The organism is Streptomyces sp. NPDC005784 (assembly GCF_042871525.1).
GTDB lineage: Bacteria > Actinomycetota > Actinomycetes > Streptomycetales > Streptomycetaceae > Streptomyces.
This window is the reverse complement of sequence record NZ_JBIAIQ010000078.1, coordinates 1-15347: the sequence shown is the minus strand read 5'-3', so window position 1 is coordinate 15347 and position 15347 is coordinate 1. Positions and strand designations below refer to the sequence as shown.

Annotated in this window: 10 protein-coding genes; 7 read left to right on the top strand and 3 right to left on the bottom strand. The window is 70.5% G+C overall.

Going from position 1 to position 15347, the window contains the following annotated elements; translation table 11 throughout:
* Window positions 1–403 precede the first annotated feature (403 nt).
* Window positions 404–1993 (top strand): phosphoglycerate dehydrogenase, encoded by a 1590-nt coding sequence (gene serA / locus ACFYR3_RS44765; protein WP_355858399.1) that lies wholly within the window; start codon window positions 404–406, stop codon window positions 1991–1993.
* A 131-nt stretch (window positions 1994–2124) separates the two neighbouring features.
* On the opposite strand, the gene ACFYR3_RS44760 is transcribed toward serA, so the two are convergent.
* The gene (locus ACFYR3_RS44760; RefSeq protein ID WP_389288120.1) at window positions 2125–5112 is read right to left on the bottom strand and encodes an AAA family ATPase; all 2988 of its coding nucleotides are present in this window, start codon (window positions 5110–5112) and stop codon (window positions 2125–2127) included.
* A 610-nt stretch (window positions 5113–5722) separates the two neighbouring features.
* On the bottom strand, window positions 5723–7291 hold the full coding sequence (locus ACFYR3_RS44755) for an MFS transporter (protein ID WP_355858393.1): 1569 nt from the start codon (window positions 7289–7291) through the stop codon (window positions 5723–5725).
* A 109-nt stretch (window positions 7292–7400) separates the two neighbouring features.
* Between ACFYR3_RS44755 and ACFYR3_RS44750 the strand changes: the two genes are divergently transcribed.
* Window positions 7401–7985, top strand: coding sequence for a TetR/AcrR family transcriptional regulator (locus ACFYR3_RS44750; protein ID WP_355858390.1), 585 nt, complete (start codon window positions 7401–7403; stop codon window positions 7983–7985).
* Window positions 7986–8790: 805 nt separating this feature from the next.
* Here ACFYR3_RS44750 and ACFYR3_RS44745 read toward each other — a convergent pair.
* Window positions 8791–9447, bottom strand: coding sequence for a ScbR family autoregulator-binding transcription factor (locus tag ACFYR3_RS44745; protein ID WP_355858387.1), 657 nt, complete (start codon window positions 9445–9447; stop codon window positions 8791–8793).
* Window positions 9448–9939: 492 nt separating this feature from the next.
* Between ACFYR3_RS44745 and ACFYR3_RS44740 the strand changes: the two genes are divergently transcribed.
* The 5 genes from ACFYR3_RS44740 (at window position 9940) to ACFYR3_RS44720 (ending at window position 15246) form a co-directional block, all read left to right on the top strand.
* Window positions 9940–10755: a hypothetical protein gene (locus ACFYR3_RS44740; RefSeq protein ID WP_389288124.1), complete on the top strand. Its 816-nt coding sequence runs from the start codon at window positions 9940–9942 to the stop codon at window positions 10753–10755.
* Between the two features lie 248 nt (window positions 10756–11003).
* Window positions 11004–11747: an alpha/beta fold hydrolase gene (locus ACFYR3_RS44735; protein WP_355858384.1), complete on the top strand. Its 744-nt coding sequence runs from the start codon at window positions 11004–11006 to the stop codon at window positions 11745–11747.
* 192 nt (window positions 11748–11939) lie between these two features.
* Window positions 11940–12995, top strand: a complete 1056-nt coding sequence (gene pdhA, locus ACFYR3_RS44730) for a pyruvate dehydrogenase (acetyl-transferring) E1 component subunit alpha (RefSeq protein WP_355858381.1) — start codon at window positions 11940–11942, stop codon at window positions 12993–12995.
* 1 nt (window position 12996) lies between these two features.
* The gene (locus ACFYR3_RS44725; RefSeq protein WP_389288117.1) at window positions 12997–13971 is read left to right on the top strand and encodes an alpha-ketoacid dehydrogenase subunit beta; all 975 of its coding nucleotides are present in this window, start codon (window positions 12997–12999) and stop codon (window positions 13969–13971) included.
* 42 nt (window positions 13972–14013) lie between these two features.
* Window positions 14014–15246, top strand: a complete 1233-nt coding sequence (locus ACFYR3_RS44720) for a dihydrolipoamide acetyltransferase family protein (RefSeq protein WP_389288122.1) — start codon at window positions 14014–14016, stop codon at window positions 15244–15246.
* Window positions 15247–15347 lie beyond the last annotated feature (101 nt).

The window sequence follows — 15347 nt, the reverse complement described above, 5'->3', positions numbered from 1 at the left end:
ACAACGAGTACAAGACCCAGGACGAGAACCACCTCCTGGAGACCACCGGCAAGCAGCTCCGCAAGCTGATGAGCTGGGTCGACGAAGAGGCGTAAGCCTCGCGACGGGGGCCGGGGCGGCATGCTCCGGCCCCTTCGTCGAACCCCGGGTAACACCTGGGGACACGGTCTTGGACATCCCGTCCAGCCACGGACGGGTGATCCTTCCGCGGAGGCGCAGGACGACCTCTGCGGCGCCACTACACTGCTGCACATCAACAACGCGTCAGGCCCACAGCGTCGTGCGTCTTCCACGCGGCTCAAGCGACCCCCAAGAAGTGCAGGCACGCCCGGGGGCCGCTACAAACCCTCCACCGCCTGCGGCCGTCGGGACGGCCGTCCGCATTGGACTTGTGAGGACTCACGTGAGCTCGAAACCTGTCGTACTCATCGCTGAAGAGCTGTCGCCCGCGACCGTAGACGCCCTGGGCCCGGACTTCGAGATCCGGCATGTGAACGGCGCGGACCGCGCCGAGCTGCTGCCCGCCATCGCCGACGTCGACGCCATTCTGATCCGCTCGGCCACCAAGGTCGACGCCGAGGCCGTCGCCGCCGCCAAGAAGCTGAAGGTCGTCGCGCGAGCCGGCGTCGGCCTGGACAACGTCGACGTCTCCGCCGCCACCAAGGCCGGCGTGATGGTCGTCAACGCCCCCACCTCCAACATCGTGACCGCGGCCGAGCTGGCCTGCGGTCTCCTCCTCGCCACCGCGCGCCACATCCCGCAGGCCAACACGGCACTGAAGAACGGCGAGTGGAAGCGCAGCAAGTACACCGGTGTCGAGCTCGCCGAGAAGACCCTCGGTGTCGTCGGCCTCGGCCGCATCGGCGCGCTCGTCGCGCAGCGCATGTCCGCGTTCGGCATGAAGGTCGTCGCCTACGACCCCTACATCCAGCCCGCGCGGGCCGCGCAGATGGGCGTGAAGGTCCTCACCCTCGACGAGCTGCTCGAGGTCTCGGACTTCATCACCGTGCACCTGCCGAAGACCCCCGAGACCCTCGGTCTCATCGGTGACGAGGCACTGCACAAGGTCAAGCCGACGGTCCGCATCGTCAACGCCGCGCGCGGCGGGATCGTCGACGAGGAGGCGCTGTACTCGGCGCTCAAGGAGGGCCGCGTCGCCGGCGCCGGCCTCGACGTGTACGCGAAGGAGCCCTGCACGGACTCCCCGCTCTTCGAGCTCGACGAGGTCGTCTGCACCCCGCACCTCGGCGCCTCCACGGACGAGGCGCAGGAGAAGGCCGGTATCTCCGTCGCCCGCTCGGTGCGCCTCGCCCTCGCCGGTGAGCTCGTCCCGGACGCGGTCAACGTCCAGGGTGGTGTCATCGCCGAGGACGTCAAGCCCGGTCTGCCGCTCGCCGAGAAGCTCGGCCGCATCTTCACCGCCCTCGCGGGCGAGGTCGCGGCCCGCCTCGACGTCGAGGTGTACGGCGAGATCACCCAGCACGACGTCAAGGTGCTCGAACTCTCCGCGCTCAAGGGCGTGTTCGAGGACGTCGTCGACGAGACCGTGAGTTACGTCAACGCCCCGCTGTTCGCGCAGGAGCGCGGCGTCGAGGTCCGGCTGACCACGAGCTCGGAGTCCCCCGACCACCGCAACGTGGTCACCGTGCGCGGCACGCTCAGCGACGGCCAGGAGATCGCGGTCTCCGGCACGCTGGCCGGCCCGAAGCACCTGCAGAAGATCGTCGCCGTCGGTGAGTACGACGTGGACCTCGCGCTCGCCGACCACATGGTCGTGCTGAGCTACGAGGACCGTCCTGGTGTCGTCGGCACCGTCGGCCGCATCCTCGGCGAGTCCGGCATCAACATCGCCGGCATGCAGGTCGCCCGCGCGGCCGTCGGTGGCGAGGCCCTCGCGGTCCTGACCGTCGACGACACGGTGCCGCAGAGCGTTCTCACCGAGCTCTCCGACGAGATCGGCGCGACGTCGGCGCGATCGGTCAACCTCGTCTGAGGTCCGTTCACGACGGCCTTTCACACGGCAGCAGAGGGCCGGGACACCCACGGGTGTCCCGGCCCTCGCGCGTCACGGGAGACCTCGGCCGCGGGACACCCGGCCGAGGGACACCCCAGCCGAGGCACACCTCATGCGGACGGTGTCGTCTCCGGCTCGATCAGGCCCTCGCGGTAGGCGATGGCCACGGCCTCCGTGCGGCTCGCGGCGCCCAGCTTGGCCAGGATGTTCGAGACATGGACGCTCGCCGTCTTGCCGCTGATGAACAGCTCCTCGCCGATCTGGCGGTTGGTGCGCCCCCGGCCGAGCAGCCGCAGCACATCGCCCTCCCGGGCGGTCAGCGCGGCGATGCGCTCCCCGGCGCCCGGCGACTCGGCGAGGCGGCCCCGCCGGACGAGCGCGTCCAGAGCCTCGCGCAGCGGCACCGCTCCGAGGCGCAGGGCGGTGTCCTGGGCCGCGAGGGCCTGTTCGGCGGCCTCCTCACGACGGCCGGCCGTGAGGAGCGCCTCCGCGAGCCGGCGTCTGCTGCGGGCCAGCTCGTACGGATCGCCGTAGCCGAACGCCGTCACGGCCCGGTCCCAGGCCGCCACGTCCGGACCGGTGCGGGCGCGCAGCCACTCCGCCTCGGCGCGGGCGAGCCAGGCCAGGCCCTCGGGGCCCTGCACGGTGCTCTTTCCGCTCTGGGCCGCCGTGCTCCTGGCCAGCTCCACCAGCTCGGTCGCGGTGTCCGCCCAGCGGTCGCCGCCCGCCGGGTCGCCGGACCGGCGTGACTCCTCGGCCGCGTCCGCGACCGCCGCCAGGGCGAGCGCGGCGAGCCGCACCACGACGGGGGGCCGGTCGGCGCCGGAGAACTCCGTGAGGGCCTCGGCCGCGGTGCGCACTCGTCGAACGGACTCCTCGGTGTCGCCGCTCCGCGCGGCCGCGTCGGTCAGCACGATGCTCGCGACGAGCGTCGCCATCCAGTCGAACGGCCGGTCGAGCAGTGCGCGGGCCCCGGTGACGGCCGCGTCGTGCTCGCCGCGGGCGAGGGCGACGTACAGGGCGGGACCCGTCGCGAACCCGCCCGCGACCGGCAGCAGTTCGGCGTCGTCGGCGGCCGCTCGCGCGCACTCGTCCCAGCGGCCCAGCGTGTAGAGCACCAGGGACTGGAGGTAACGCAGTTCAAGCGCGTACGGCGAGGAGAGGAGACCGGCCCGGCGGGCGCGGTCCACGCCGTCGCCGAGCCAGGTCAGGCATTCGTCCAGGTCGCCGGACTCGTAGGCGCCGATGGCGAGGTTGAACAGGGCCCGCATCTCCACCGGGAAGTTCCGCGCGCCGTGGGCCAGTTCGCGGGCGTGGCGCAGCCGCTCGCGGCCCTTCGGGGTGCGCCGGTTGTCCGCTTCCATACCGACCAGGGAGATCGTCAAGTCGGCCTGGGCGTCGGGCAGTCGGAGCAGCTCGGCGGTGGCCAGCGCCTGCCGGGCGACCCGCTCGGCGTCCTCGTCCCGCCCCACAAAGCGGGCGGCCATGACATGGGTCGCCGCCGCCCACACCCAGGTGTACGAGGGCGGCTCGGCGGGGATCATCGCGAGCGCCTCGCTGCTGTACGTGAACGCGTCCTTCAGGCTGTCGATCCGCATCAGGTGGCCCGCGAGGGTGTACCGCACCCGGGCGGCGAGCTCGGAGTCGGCGTCCGAACCGGCCCGGGCGAGAGCGTCGCGCGTGAGGTGGACCGCGCGATGCGTCTCACCGGCGCGGGCGGCGGCCGCCGAGGCGCGCAGGGTGAGGGCGACCGTGCCACCGCCCTCGGGGCGGGCGGTGGCGTCGACCACGGGCCACAGTTCGAGTGCGGCCTCCAGCTGGCGCAGCTCCTCGGCGGGCGCGCCGACGCGCTGGGCGTGGTCGGCGGCTTCGAGGGAGGCGGTGAGCGCGTCGGCCAGGTCGTGGCTCTCGCGCGAGTGATGGGCGCGCTCGGCCGCGTTCTGCGCCGAACGGGCGTGCCCCGCGAGGAGTTGGGCGAACCGCCCGTGCAGCCGGACCCGTTCGCCGGGCAGCAGGTCGGCGTACACGGCCTCGCGGGTGAGCGCGTGCCGGAACGAGTACGTCGCGTCGTCCCCGGGCACCAGCAGCTGGTGGCCGACGGCCTCGCGCAGCGCCGACTCCAGCTCGTCCTCCGGCAGTTGTACGGCGTCACGCAGCAGGTCGTGCTCGACGCGGCGCCCTGCGACGGCCGCCGTGCGCAGCACCTGCTGGGCGGTCTCGGAGAGTTGCTCGATGCGGATGAGGAGGACGTCGGCCAGTCCGCTGGGCATGGCGGGGGAGGCGGGGTCGCCGCCACCGGGCAGCGCGGCGAGCAACTCCTCGGCGTAGAAGGCGTTTCCCTCGGCGCGCTCGACGATGCGGCGGACCGTGGTGTCGGAGACCGGGCCGGTGCGCAGCGCGCGCACGAGCCGGGCCACGTCGGCGTCGGCCATCGGCCGCAGCTCCAGCCGGTCGACGGCGGGCAGCCGGATCAGCTCGGCGAGCAGCGGGCGCAGGGGGTGGCGGCGGTGCAGGTCGTCCGCGCGGTACGAGGCGAAGACCGCGAGGCGGCGGGCGGGGCCGCCTGGCGCGGGCCGCTGGAGCACGCCCCGGCTGAGCAGAAAGCGGAGCAGATCGCGGGAGGACTGGTCCGCCCAGTGGAGGTCTTCGAGGATCAGCAGGAGCGGGGCGACATCGGCCAGGTCGGCGAGGAGACCTGCAATGCCCTCGAAGAGCTGGAGCCGGCCACCCGGGTCCGGTGCGCTGCCGGTCCCCGAACCGGAGCCGGAGCCGGAGCCGGTCAGCCGGTGCACCGCCGGGTGTGCCGAGAGGGCCGGGGCGAAGCGGTCGTCGGCCGCCGCCGCGCCGAGGATCTCGGTGAACGGGAGATACGGCAGGCCCACGTCCCCGAGGTCCACGCAATGGCCGGTCAGGACCGTCGTCCCGGCGGCGGACGCGCGTGCCGCGGCCTCCGTGAGCGTGCGGGTCTTGCCGACGCCGGCGTCTCCGGCCACCAGGACCGCGCGCGGGTCCCCGTCCCTGGCGCGCTCCAGCACGCCGGTGAGCCGGGCGAGTTCGTCCGCCCGGCCGATGAACGGCGTGCCGAATGTCTGTGCCACGAGCCCATCCTGGCACGCCCCACCGACAACTCCCCGGCGTCGGCCTTCCGGGGACCCGGCCCCGTACTCGCCCCCTCGGTCGAGTCCGCCCGCGACGCCCCGACGCACCTTGACGCGCGCGGACGCCGAGCGGCGCCGGGCGCCGCACACGCGCCGCCGGGCGGGCCGGAACGATCCCGCTCCCGCACACGCGCCGCCGGGCGGGCCGGAACGATCCCGCTCCCGCACACGCGCCGACGCCGGGCGGGCCGGAACGATCCCGCTCCCGCACACGCGCCGACGCCGGGCGGCCGGAACGATCCTGCTCCCGCACACGCGCCGAGGCGGGGTGGGCCGGAACGAAGGACCCGATTCCCCGCTTGCGTGCCCAGGCGGGGCGGGCCGGAACGATCCTGCTCCCGCGCGCGTGCCGGGGCGGGGCGGGGCGGGTTGGAACGAAGGACCTGATTCCCCGCTTGCGTGCCGGGGCGGAACGACGGACCCGATTCCCCGCTTGCGTGCCCAGGCGGGGCGGCCGGAGTCCCGACGCGTGCCGATGCCGGGCGGGCCGGAGTCGTCCGGGCCGCCCGGCGGGTGAGTGCTCGGGCGTCGGCCGCCCGGCGGTCGGGTGTCAGGCCGTCGCCTGCTCGGGGGCCACCGCTTCCGGTGCCCCCTCGGCCTCGCGCACCGACACCTTGCGCAGGGTCGCCGCGGCCAGTGCCGCGGCGCCCAGCAGCAGGATCGTGCCCGCGACGGCCGCCGCCTGCATGCCGTTGGTGAAGGCCTCCCGTGCGGCCCCCGCCAGGGCCTGGCCCGCGTCGCCCGGCAGCTGTCCGGCCACGGCGAGCGCTCCGCCCAGCGTCTCGTGGGCCGCGGCCGGGACGCCGGCCGGGATGTCGTGGTGGTAGACCGCCGTGCCGATGGAGCCCAGGACGGCCATGCCGAGGGCGCCGCCGAACTCGGCCCCGGTCTCCAGCAGGGAGGAGGCCGAGCCCGCGTTGCCGACGGGGACGGTGCCGAGGGCCAGGTCCATCATCTGCGACATCACGATGACCATTCCGGAGGCGAGGACACCGGCGGCGGCCAGCACGAGCCACAGGGAGTCGGTGCCGGCGAAGGTCAGCAGGCCGTAGCCGCAGGCGGCGATGACGAAGCCGCCGGAGACGACATGGGCGCGGTGGACGCCCTTCTGCACGAGCTGCGCGGAGACCGGCGCGGCCACTCCGACCAGGACCGTCGGGAGCAGGGCCCACAGGGCGGCCTCCATGGAGCTCTTGCCGAGCACCGACTGGAGGTACTGGGTGGTGAAGTACGCCGAACCCAGCATGCCGAAGGAGGCGATCAGGTTGAGTACGACGGCGGGAGCGAAGCCGCGGCCGCGGAACAGGGCGGGGGAGATCAGCGGGGACTTCGCGGTGCGCTGGCGGTGGACGAACAGGGCGGCGAAGACCAGGCCGACGAGGACCGAGGCGACGTACTCGGTCCTCCAGCCCTCGGAGGGGATCTCCTTGACGCCGTAGATCACCGGCAGTACGGCGGCCATCGACAGCGGCACGCTGAGCAGGTCGAAGCGGCCGGGCGCCGGATTCCTGGACTCGGGCAGCAGGAGCGGGCCGAGGACCAGCAGCAGTGCCATCGCGGGCAGGTTGACCAGGAAGACCGAGCCCCACCAGAAGTACTCGACGAGGACACCGCTCATCACCGAACCGAGGGCGATGCCGCCGGTCATGACGCCGGACCACAGGCCGATCGCCTTCGCGCGCTGTCCGGGGTCCGTGAACATCGTGCGGATGATCGCCATGGTCGACGGCATCAGGGTCGCGCCGCCCAGGCCGAGGACCGCGCGGGCCGCGATCAGCATCTCGGCGCTGTTCGCGTAGGCGGCCAGCACCGAGGCGGTGCCGAACGCGGCGGCGCCGAACAGGAGCAGCTTGCGGCGCCCTATGCGGTCGCCGAGCGAGCCCATCGTCATCAGCAGGCCGGCGAGCACGAACGCGTAGATGTCGAAGATCCACAGCTGTTGGGTGCCGCTCGGCTCCAGGTCCGCGCTGATCGAGGGGATCGCGAAGTAGAGGACCGAGACGTCCATCGAGACCAGGAGCAGCGGAAGCATCAAGACGCCGAGGGCGGTCCATTCGCGGCGGCCGGCCAGGGCGCCGGGGGAGCCGGAGGCGGGAGTCGTGCTCGTCGGGTTCGTCATGACAGGGACTGTACGTACGTCTTAAACGCCTGTCTAGTACGTACGTATAAGACGCTCGTCCTTGACGTTCGTATGGGACGGTTGTCTGAATCGCGGTAGGCTGGCCGGCATGGGACACCGTGAGGATCTGCTCGAAGGCGCCAAGCGCTGCCTGCTGGAGAAAGGCTTCGTGCGCACCACGGCGCGCGACATCGTCAAGGAATCGGGGACGAATCTCGCTTCCATCGGTTACCACTACGGGTCGAAGGACGCGCTGCTGACCCAGGCCTTCGTGGAGCTGATGCAGGAGTGGGGCGAGAAGTTCGACTCGCCCGTGTCGCGCGAGAGCGAGCCCGGGGGCTCTCTGGAGCGGTTCCGCAGCGTGTGGGCCCGGATGCTGGAGTCCTTCGAGGACTTCCGGCCCGTGTGGGCGGCCAGCATGGAGATCGTGACGCAGGGGGAGCGCGTACCGGAGCTGCGGGATCTGATGGCCAAGGCGCAGATCGAGGGACGCTCCGGACTCGTCGCGATGCTCACCGGGCGGGACGAGGAGACGCTCGACGAGCGGACCGTGAAGTCGCTCGGCGGCTTCTATCAGGCGCTGCTCAACGGCCTGATGGTCCAGTGGCTCTTCGACCCGGCGAGCGCGTCCACGGCGGACGATCTCACCGAGGGTCTGCGGCAGTTGATCGCCGGGGTGCGCGAGGCGAACTGAACCTCCCCGGAAACCGGGGCTGTTGACGGACTGCAGGGTTCGCGACCTCATAAGCGGCGCGTCCTGCGGGAACGCTGAAATCCGAGCTTGGTGAGCACTGCGTGTATCGGTCCGGTGTGGAGCGATCTCGTTCGTGAAGGGCCGCTTGGGGTGACGGTCGGTAACGCCACGGCGGATCGGGCCGGGACTGCCGGAGTGCCCTCGTGGAGGGCGCCCCGGGGCCCGCTTCAAGCTCGGCAGGGACAGCGGTCCCCGACCGGTCCTCGACGCCGGGCGCGGGGCCGGGGAGGCCGGAGGGTATGCGGCGGAACCGAGTGAACTGCTTGCCGATCCAGGTCCGTTCCCATACCTCCGGTTCGGCCTCGGTCGCGCGGAGACTGATACCGCGGTCACATGTCCAACGGAGGATCGACCATTCCTTTTCTGCGCTGATGTCCCTGAGCGGCCAGGGCTCGCACCTGTCGGCGAGGGCTGCCGTACTGGATGTCGCCGCCGGCGCCATGCCGGTGTGCCGTGTGTTGCCGACGCGCTCGGCGGCGTGGGGCTGCCGGCGGTTCGATGCGCAATCGGCGACTGAGCGACGCTCTTCGGGCGTCACACTCAGTGAGACGCAAGGGGTGCTCGGTCCTGTGTTCTCACCTGGCGGTTTCAGTGACGTAGCTGATGGCGGAGGCGGCGTCGTCGGTGGTGTGGGTAGGCCGGTATGCCGCTTCGGTCCATGGCCGGCTGACTGGAGCACCGCCGAAAGTGCGCTGCTTGCGCCGACGGGCGGATCCTGTCCGCGGTACCGGACGTCGGCGCGGTGTCACGTGCTGTCGGTGGACGAGTACCAGTGGGGGGGCAGGATCGCGTCGACCGTCTCCTGTACTCGATCGATGAGATCTGCCCTGTCGTTCAGTGCCCAGGAGATGTGCTGAGCCCCGAAGAAGGCTGCGACGAGCACCCGGGCCAGGCGATCGGGGGCCACGCCTTCGGGGAGCTGCCCCAGGCGCTTCGCCTCCGTCAACGACTCCTGGCAGTGCGCGGTGAAGTCGACGAACGGACGGGTGGGAAGGCCACTCCTGATCAGGTGGCGGTCCAGATGCAGGCGTACCGCGGCCTGGAACAGGGTGTCGTCGCGGAGGGTGACCGCCACGCGGTTCAGGAGTTTGACCGTAGCCTCCACGGGAGGCAGTTTCAGGCGTTTGACCCCGGCCGACAGAGCGGCCAAGCGGGCGAAGTACTCCTCGGAGACCGCGACGGCGATGGCTTCTTTGTTGGCGTAGTGGAAGTACACGGCCCCCTTGGTCACCCCGGCTTGATCGGCGATGTCGAGCAGCGTGACGTGGGCGTAGCCGTTCCGCGCGAAGGCCACCGCCGCCGCGTCGAGGATCTGGACGCGCGTCCGGATCGACCGCTGCTGTTTGGGGTCTTGCCGGACCGAGCGCTCCTCGCCGGATGGTTTGGGTTCAAGGATGTGCACGTGGCGGCTCCCGCGTGAAGTCAACGGCGACTCGGTTGACCGAAACCTACCACCGCGAACGTATTCCTCACGCCACTTGCGGTGTCCTGTGGCGGGTGAGGCTACCAAAGGCGCTGTTACGGCGGCGTTAAGGGCGGATGTTGAGCGGTAGGCGGCGTGGCTGTGCACTCGTCGATGTCCCAAAGAACGAGAAAAAACCGTTCGCGAAGGAATGAAAGAGTTCTATGGTGGACCGCACGAGACCAGCTCGAGATGTGGAGCATGATGAGTTCCCAGAACGTCTTGGTGGTGCCTCAGCAGTCCACGGGGGTGGGCGAGTCGAGGGTTTTGGGTGAAGGACAGCGGCCGAGTCTCTCCGCGGTGGCCGTGGTCCCGATCGACCGTCTGCTGCCCGCGGACTCACCGCGTACTGCCGGTGAGGACCGCGCGCACACACGTGTACTGGCAGATTCCGGAGCGTTGCTCCCTCCGATAATCGTCCACCGGCCGACCATGCGGGTCGTGGACGGTATGCACCGGCTCATGGCGGCGGGCATGCGCGGGGAGCAAGAGGTGCGTGTGCGGTTCTTCGACGGCGACGAGCGCGACGCGTTCCTGATCGCCGTACGGGAGAACACCGCGCACGGTCTGCCGCTCGGCGCACGCGACCGCGCCTTGGCCGCCGCCCGCATCCTCCGGTCGCATCCGCACTGGTCCGACCCCGCCGTTGCATTGGCGGCCGGCCTCTCCGCCCGCACGGTGGGTGAGGTCCGGCGGGCGTCCCTGGACGAGAGCGAACAGCCCACCGCGCGGCTGGGGCGCGACGGCCGGGTGCGGCCGTTGAACGCCGTCGAGGGTCGGATTCGCGCCAGCCAGCTGATCACGGAGATGCCGGGCGCCTCGCTGCGGGCGATCGCCCAGCGGGCCGGGATCTCCCCGGGCACGGTCCGCGACGTTCGCGACAGGATGAGCAGGGGTGAAGATCCCGTTCCAGCATCACTGCGCGCCTCGGACACGGGGGGAGGTTCCCCCGTCAAAGCCCCGCCGCGCGTGCGGCGCTCGGCGGAGGCGCGCGGCCCCGTGGACGAGCAGGGTCTGCTGAGGTCCCTCATGAAGGACCCTTCACTCAGGCTGACCGAGCGGGGTCGTTTCCTGTTACGGCTGCTCGGCGCGCAGGTACTGCCCGACAGTCGGTGGACCGAGCTGAAGGAGGCCGTGCCGGAGCACGGAGCCCAGGTGATCAGTCAGCTGGCTCGGAAGTGCGCGAGTGCCTGGACCGAGTTCGCCGACGACCTGGAGCGGGCGGCCGCCGATTCGAGCGGGGAGTGAGCGTGGCCGGTCGCGTTCGACCGCGAGAGGGCCGGACGGCCACTGACGTCCGTACGGCCGCAGGAAGTGTGCTGCGGCTGTGCGGCGTCCGGGCGGCTCGCCTCTAGTGAAGTGGTGCGCGGATCGAGGGCTCTACGACGACACGGGCCTGTGCAACTACGGGGGCTGTGCAACCACGGTAGTCCCGTGGTTGCACAGTGCCGGAGGCTCCGAGGCCGTCCGGCGGAGATGGGGGAGGTGGCGACACGTTGGCGGGATTCACCCTCTTCGGGTTTCACCATGCCGGAGGCAGCATCGCGGCGTTTTCCGGTTGGCAGCGTGCGCTGGGGCCCGGGGTGGAGGTGGTGCCGGTCGCGCTGCCGGGGCGCGGGCGGGACGGCCGTAGCCCGCGCTACGACGATCTGGACTCGTTGGTCGAAGCGCTCGCCGAGGATCTTGGGCCCCGGCTGTCGGGGCGGCATGTTCTGTATGGCCACAGCATGGGTGCACTGATCGCCTACCGGCTGGCCCGGCTGCGGGCCCGGCGGGCGCAGCGGCTCCCGGAACAGCTGCTCGTCGGGGCCTTCGGCGCACCGCATCTGCGTCATTCGTCCGGCGCCGCCGAGGACATGACCGACTCGGAACTGCTGCGCTGGCTGGTCGACACGTCCGACATTCACGCAGATCTCCTCAGCGGCACCGAACGGACGACCGTCATGCTCGCCCGACTGCGGGAGGATCTGCGGATCTGCCGGCCCCAGCACGCGGCGGAGCGCATTGGCGTGCCGCTGTCCTGCCCGATCCATGTCTTCACCGGTACACGCGATCCCCTGGTGGACCGGACGGCCGCGACGGGTTGGAGCCGGCACACCAGCGCCGGCTGCACCGTCCATGTGATCCCGGGCGGGCACTTCTTTCCCCGCGAGTCGAAAGGCGCTTTCTTCGGCGAACTGCGCTCCTTGCTCCGCGGCGAGCCGACGGAACCCGTACACGGTGTCGGACGGACCAACTGATCGGGCGCGGAATGTGCATGAGTGAACCATGCACAACCTGGCGCCTGGATGAGGGGCAAGTAATAATCCTTAAGCGCGATTAAGTCAGCGTCCATTGGTGAATTCGAGTTCCGATTCGAGCAGCGGCGGGGGAGTGTCTTGGCTGCGCGTAAACGTGTGAAAGAAGGCCTTGAAGGTGGCGGTCCGGGGGAAATGGTGCAGTTGCTCACGCCGGACGGCGAGCGCGTGCACCACCCGGACTACGAGCTCGAGCCGAGCCCCGAAGAGCTCCGCGAGATGTACCGCCACATGGCGCTGACCCGCCGTGTGGACGCCGAGGGAGTCACCCTGCAACGCCAGGGTGAACTGGGGCTCTGGCCCTCGTCGTTGGGGCAGGAGGCGGCCCAGGTCGGTTCGGGGCTCGCGATGCGCGCGGACGACCACGTCTTCCCGAGCTACCGGGATCACGGTGTCGCGCTCGCCCGGGAGGTCGACCCGCTGCACATCTTCCGGTTGTTCCGCGGCGTGAGCCACGGCGGCTGGGATCCAGCGGAGAAGAACTTCCATCTCTATACCCTCGTCATCGGGTCGCAGGTACTGCATGCCACTGGATATGCGATGGGTGTGGCCGACGACGGCGCCGAGTCCGCGGTCATCGCCTATTTCGGCGACGGGGCGACAAGCCAGGGAGACGTGAGCGAGGCGTTCAATTTCGCCGCCGTCTACGATGCACCGGTCGTCTTTTTCTGCCAGAACAACCAATGGGCTATTTCGCAGGGCGCGGAAAGGCAGAGCAAGGTTCCGATCCACCAGCGTGCCGCCGGCTTTGGTTTTCCCGGTGTCCGGGTGGACGGCAACGATGTGCTGGCCTGCCTGGCGGTCACCCGGGCTGCGCTGGGGCGGGCCCGTCAGGAACACAAGGCGACGCTCGTCGAGGCGTTCACCTACCGCATGGGCGCCCACACCACATCCGACGATCCGACCCGCTACCGGCAGCCCGCCGAACTGACGCAGTGGGCGCAGAAGGACCCGATCGCACGCCTGGAGAAGTACCTCCTGAAGAACGGGTGGGCCGACAGGGACTTCCTCTCCGCGGTCGAGAAGGAGGGCGATCAACTCGCCCAGCACATCAGGGAGAGCGTGCGTGCCATGGCCGACCCGGGCCTCACCGAGTTCTTCGACACCACGTACGCGGGCGAGCACCCGCTGGTGACCGAGGAACGGCAGTGGTTCAAAGACTATGAGGCGTCGTTCACAGGGGGGAGCTGAGATGGCGACACTGACCCTCGCGAAGGCCATCAACGCGTCGTTGCGCAAGGCCATGGAGGACGACCCCAAGGTCGTGCTGATGGGCGAGGACATCGGAAAGCTCGGCGGTGTCTTCAGGGTCACCGACGGTCTGCAGAAGGACTTCGGAGAGCACCGGGTGAAGGACACCCCGCTTGCCGAGTCCGGCATCCTCGGCACGGCGATCGGACTCGCGCTGCGGGGCTATCGCCCCGTCGTGGAGATCCAGTTCGACGGCTTCGTCTTTCCCGCGTACAACCAGATCGTCACCCAGCTCGCCAAGATGCGGGCCCGGTCGGGCGGCCGGACAGGCTTGCCGGTCGTCGTCCGGATCCCGTTCGGCGGCGGCATCGGCGCTGTCGAGCACCACAGCGAGTCGCCGGAGGCGCTGTTCGCGCATGTCGCGGGGTTGCGGGTCGTGTCGCCGTCCAACGCCGACGACGCGTACGCGATGCTCCAGGAGGCCATCGCCGTGGACGACCCGGTGATCTACCTCGAGCCCAAACGCCGTTACTACGACAAGGGCGAGGTGGACCCGGCGGCGGCACCGCACCCGCTGCACTCCGCACGCGTGGTACGCCCCGGGAGCGACGCGACGGTCCTCGGGTACGGGCCGACGGTACGCACTGTGCTGGAGGCAGCGGCCGTGGCCGACGAGGAGGGCACCAGTCTGGAGGTCGTCGACCTGCGCTCCGTCTCGCCGATCGACTTCGACGCGATCGAGACGTCGGTACGCAGAACCGGCCGTCTGGTGGTGGTGCACGAGGCGCCGGTGTTCTTCGGGACCGGCGCGGAGATCGCCGCGCGCATCACGGAGCGCTGCTTCCACCAACTGGAGGCCCCGGTCCTGCGAGTGGGCGGTTTCCACATGCCGTATCCACCCGCACGTGCCGAGCACGCCTATCTCCCCGACCTGGACCGAATTCTGGATGCCGTCGAGCGCGTCCTGGCGTATTGAGACGAGGATCCCGTGGAAGCACAGCGTTTCCGTGAGTTCAAGATGCCCGACGTGGGCGAGGGCCTGAGCGAGGCGGACATACTCCAGTGGTATGTGAAGCCCGGCGACGAGGTCCACGACGGCATGATCGTGTGCGAGGTGGAGACCGCCAAGGCCACTGTGGAACTGCCGATTCCCTACGACGGGTTGGTTCACGAGATCCGGTGCCCCGCCGGAACGACGGTGGACATCGGGGCGGCCATCATCACGGTTGACACCGCGCCACAGGGCGAGTCCGCGCCTGCGGCCCCGTCGGTGCCCGAACAGGAGCCGCAGCAGGCCCTGCTCGTCGGTTACGGCGTCATGAACGGCTCGACCAAGCGCCGCCCGCGCAAGTCCCGAGCCGATCGAGCCACCAGCGAGGCCGCCCCCGCCCAGGCGAAGCCCCCGGTCCGCAAGCTCGCCCGGGACCTCGGCGTCGACCTCGGCCGCCTGGTGCCCTCCGGCCAGAGCGGCGTGATCACCCGCGAGGAGGTGTACGCCGCGGCCCGTTCCGAACCACCCGTCCTTGCCGAGCCGGCGCGGACGCCCCCATCCGACGAGCGACGCGTGCCCATCAAGGGGGTACGGAAGGCGACCGCCGAGGCGATGGTGGCGAGCGCGTTCACGGCACCGCATGTCACCGAGTTCAGCACGGTCGATGTCACGCGCACGGTGAAACTCGTCCAACAGCTCAAGCACGACCCGGACTTCGCGGATTTACGGGTGACCCCGATGCTCCTCGTGGCCAAGGCGTTCCTCGCCGCGGTGAGGCGATTCCCAGAGATCAATGCCTCCTGGGACGAAGCCGCACAGGAGATCGTCATCAAGGAGCGGGTCCATCTGGGCATCGCGGCGGCCACTCCGCGCGGTCTGCTCGTCCCCAACATCAAGGACGCACACACCAGGACGCTGCCTCAACTCGCCGAAGCTCTGGGGCAACTGGTCACCACGGCGCGGGCCGGAAAGACCACCCCCGCGGACCTGTCCGGCGGAACCGTGACCATCACGAACCTGGGAGTCTTCGGCGTCGACACGGGAACCCCGATTCTCAACCCGGGGGAGGCGGCCATCCTCGCCGTCGGAGCGATCAAGACCCGGCCCTGGATCCACAAGAGCAAGGTGAAACCGCGTCAAGTAGTCACCCTCGCCCTGTCCTTCGACCACCGCCTGGTCGACGGGGAACTCGGTTCCAGGGTTCTCGCCGCGACTGCGGAGATCCTGGAACATCCCAAGCGGCTCATCACATGGGCATAGTGATGACCGAGCACGTCACGGGTGCGCAGTCCCTCATTCGCTCGCTCGAGGAGGTCGGGGCCGAGACTGTATTCGGCATTCCCGGTGGTGCGATCCTTCCG

Excerpts from the sequence above, each read along its gene's own strand:
- ACFYR3_RS44755 (WP_355858393.1), bottom strand. The coding sequence starts at position 7,291 with ATGACGAACCCGACGAGCACGACTCCCGCCTCCGGCTCCCCCGGCGCC.
- ACFYR3_RS44725 (WP_389288117.1), top strand. The coding sequence starts at position 12,997 with ATGGCGACACTGACCCTCGCGAAGGCCATCAACGCGTCGTTGCGCAAG.
- ACFYR3_RS44740 (WP_389288124.1), top strand. The coding sequence starts at position 9,940 with ATGCGGGTCGTGGACGGTATGCACCGGCTCATGGCGGCGGGCATGCGC.
- pdhA (WP_355858381.1), top strand. The coding sequence starts at position 11,940 with ATGGTGCAGTTGCTCACGCCGGACGGCGAGCGCGTGCACCACCCGGAC.
- ACFYR3_RS44750 (WP_355858390.1), top strand. The coding sequence starts at position 7,401 with ATGGGACACCGTGAGGATCTGCTCGAAGGCGCCAAGCGCTGCCTGCTG.
- ACFYR3_RS44720 (WP_389288122.1), top strand. The coding sequence starts at position 14,014 with ATGCCCGACGTGGGCGAGGGCCTGAGCGAGGCGGACATACTCCAGTGG.